This is a genomic window from Ornithinimicrobium sp., from assembly GCF_030537745.1.
GTDB lineage: Bacteria > Actinomycetota > Actinomycetes > Actinomycetales > Dermatophilaceae > Ornithinicoccus.
In genome coordinates, this window is record NZ_JAUNVI010000117.1 from 1 (window position 1) to 3,135 (window position 3,135).

The 3,135-nt window shown below is 69.4% G+C and carries 3 protein-coding genes and 1 tRNA gene; 2 read left to right on the forward strand and 2 right to left on the reverse strand.

Going from position 1 to position 3,135, the window contains the following annotated elements:
• Positions 1–1,440 (forward strand): (Fe-S)-binding protein (locus tag Q4P07_RS14135; protein WP_303375555.1); only part of this gene is annotated, 1,440 nt, incomplete at its 5' end.
• Here Q4P07_RS14135 and Q4P07_RS14140 read toward each other — a convergent pair.
• Complete coding sequence (locus tag Q4P07_RS14140; protein WP_303375556.1) at positions 1,431–2,390, reverse strand: M15 family metallopeptidase; 960 nt, start codon at positions 2,388–2,390, stop codon at positions 1,431–1,433. The two genes, Q4P07_RS14135 and Q4P07_RS14140, sit on opposite strands and share 10 nt — an antisense overlap.
• Before the next feature lie 9 nt (positions 2,391–2,399).
• Positions 2,400–2,981, reverse strand: a complete 582-nt coding sequence (dcd, locus tag Q4P07_RS14145) for a dCTP deaminase (protein WP_303375557.1) — start codon at positions 2,979–2,981, stop codon at positions 2,400–2,402.
• An 82-nt stretch (positions 2,982–3,063) separates the two neighbouring features.
• Here dcd and Q4P07_RS14150 point away from each other — a divergent pair.
• Positions 3,064–3,134 (forward strand) — tRNA-Gly (locus Q4P07_RS14150).
• Position 3,135 lies beyond the last annotated feature (1 nt).

Consider the following 3,135-nt stretch of genomic DNA (forward strand, 5'->3'; position numbering starts at 1 on the left):
GAGGACTTCACCTGGAAGGGCTTGCTCGACTTCTCCACGTGCACCGAGTGCGGCCGGTGCCAGGAGCAGTGCCCGGCCTGGCACACCGACAAGCCACTCTCCCCCAAGATGATGGTCATCGGCCTGCGCAACCACCACCAGGCCAAGGCCCCGTGGCTGCTGGCCACCGACGAACAGCGCACCCAGGCCCAGGCGGAGCTCGACGCGCTGTCCGGAGCCGCCGCCGCCGACCCCGCAGCGGCGCTGGCCTCGGGGGCACTCGCGCCCAAGCTGGGCGGCATCCCCACCACGGCGGTGCTCGAGGCACAGCGCCAGCTCGTCGGCGAGACCATCGGCGACCCGACCATCCCCGACGGTGGGGCCGTCTTCGACCCTGACTCCCTCTGGGCCTGCACCACATGCGGGGCCTGCGTGGAGCAGTGCCCCGTCGACATCGAGCACGTCGACGACATCGTCGACATGCGCCGCCACCAGGTGCTCATCGAGTCGGCCTTCCCGCACGAGCTCGGAGGGCTGTTTAAGAACCTGGAAAACAAGGGCAACCCATGGGGGATGAATGCCCGGCTGCGGATGGACTGGGCCAAGGACCTGCCCTTCGAGATCCCGATGGCCGGGGCTGACGTCGAGGACCTTGCGGAGGTCGACTACCTGTTCTGGGTCGGCTGTGCCGGCGCCTTCGAGGACCGCGCAAAGAAGACGACGCGCGCGGTCGCCGAGCTGCTCCATACCGCTGGCGTGTCCTTTGCCGTCCTGGGCGACGGAGAAACCTGCACCGGCGACCCCGCGCGCCGGGCCGGCAACGAGTTCCTCTTCCAGATGCTCGCGATGGCCAACGTCGAGACGCTCACGGAGGTCAACGCGACCAAGATCGTGGTGACCTGCGCCCACTGCTTCAACACCATCAAGAACGAATACCCCCAGGTCGGCGGCAACTACGAGGTCCTGCACCACACCCAGCTGCTCAACAAGCTGGTCCGGGACAAGAGACTGACGCCCGTCGCCCGCCCCGACGAGGCCGACGCGAGCGGAGTGGCGTCGACGGCCTCGACCGTCACCTACCACGACCCGTGCTATCTCGGCCGCCACAACCAGGTCTATGCGCCGCCGCGAGAGCTGCTCGGCGCCCTGCCCGGCGTCGAGATCCGCGAGATGCCGCGCAACCAGGAGAAGTCGTTCTGCTGCGGCGCTGGTGGTGCCCGGATGTGGATGGAGGAGAAGCTCGGCACCCGGATCAACCTGAACCGGACGGAGGAGGCGATCGCCACCGGTGCTGACCGGATCGCGGTCGGCTGCCCCTTCTGCCGGGTGATGCTCTCCGACGGCCTCACGCAGAAGCAGTCGGAGGGAGCTCGCGAGGAGATCGAGGTGGTCGACGTCGCGCAAATGCTGCTGGCGGCCGTCCGGCGCGGCAAGGAGCCGGCGCCGCTCGATCAGTCCTGACGGACGAACTGCGGCTGCGCCCGCTCCCAGTAGGCCTGGCCATCCAGGTGCATCCGCCACGCGGCCTGTGGCCCGACGTAGCGCAGGTGCCAGGGCTCGGGCGCATAACCGGTCACCTTCTGCCCACCCTCGGGGTAGCGGATGATGAACCCCCAACGGTGCGCATTGGCACCCACCCAGCGCCCGTCCTCCTGGGCACCGAAGCAGTCGTAGGTGCAGCTGCCGCCGAGGTCGACCGCCAGCCCCAGCTGGTGCTCGCTGTGGCCAGGCAGCGCGGAGATCTGGTCCGCGCGTGCGGAGCCGACGCGACCGACCCAGTCCTCGTGCGTGCCCGCTTGGATGTCGTAGGCGCGGAAGCCGGAGGTGACGACCAGCATCGTGTGCCCGTCGCGCGCAGCCGCGTCGAAGAGGAGCCCGAGCTGCTGCGCCACCTCCTTGCGCACCTCGTAGGGACCGCCGCGAAACGCGACAAGGTCGGTGGGGGCGTAGGTGGTCGGGCGGATCGCCTCGTCCCGGGTCACCAGGGTGTAGAGGCGCTGGGCATCCTCTTGCTCCAACTGCGTCGGCGGCAACCCGTCGGCCAGGCTTCCAAGGCAGCCGAACCCGACCGCGCCCAGCGCCCCCGCGCCGGCAGCGCCGGTGTCGCGCAGGAAGTCAGCAGCGCCGTCAGCAGGACGTTGGCACTCCACCTCTCCGGGAGTAAGCGCTCGGTCCCCCGTCCCGACAGCCCGGTCAGGCCCGTCCAGCTGCTCAGCGCCGGCGATCGACACCCAGGCCGCGACGGGTGGACCTCCCGGAGCCCGGTCGAGCAGCTGCGGCAACCCGAGCCCAGCGCCAGCGGCCGCCGCGGTGAGGACGGCGGTAGCGAGCACGCCGAGGCCGGCGAGCCGCCTGCGCCAGGCTCGTCGTCGCCGTCTCTCACGCCTGGTCAGGTGTGCGTCGAGCTGCATGAGGGGGCGTCAGCCACCGATATGGGTGCGGTGAAAGTTGGCCCAGGACCGGCTGGCGGTGGGACCCCGCTGACCCTGGTAGTGGCTGCCGCGGGCCTGCGTGCCGTAGGGGTGCTCGGCCGGGGAGCTGAGCTGAAAGAAGCAGAGCTGGCCGATCTTCATCCCCGGGTGCAGCACGATCGGCAGGGTCGCGACGTTGGACAGCTCCAGGGTGACGTGCCCGGTGAAGCCCGGGTCGACGAAGCCAGCGGTGGCGTGCGTGAGCAGCCCCAGGCGACCCAGCGAGCTCTTCCCCTCCACCCGGGCGGCGATATCGTCGGGGAGGCTGACCTCCTCATAGGTGGACCCCAGCACGAACTCCCCGGGGTGCAGCACAAAGGACTCGGCTGGATCGACCTGCACCAGTCGGGTCAGATCGGGCTGCTCCTGCGCCGGGTCGATGACCGGATACTTGTGGTTGTCGAAGAGCCGGAAATAGCGGTCCAGGCGGACGTCGACGCTGGAGGGCTGGACCATCGTCGGATCCCACGGGTCCAGGCGCACCCTGCCGGAGTCGATCTGAGCACGGAGGTCACGGTCGGAGAGCAGCACGCTGGACACCCTAACGGGGGGTTGGCTTGGTGGCCGTCGAAGGGGCGGATACTATGGCTGCCGATCCGCTTCTGCGGGTCACGCGGGCGTAGTTCAATGGTAGAACATCAGCTTCCCAAGCTGAATACGCGAGTTCGATTCTCGTCGCCCGCTC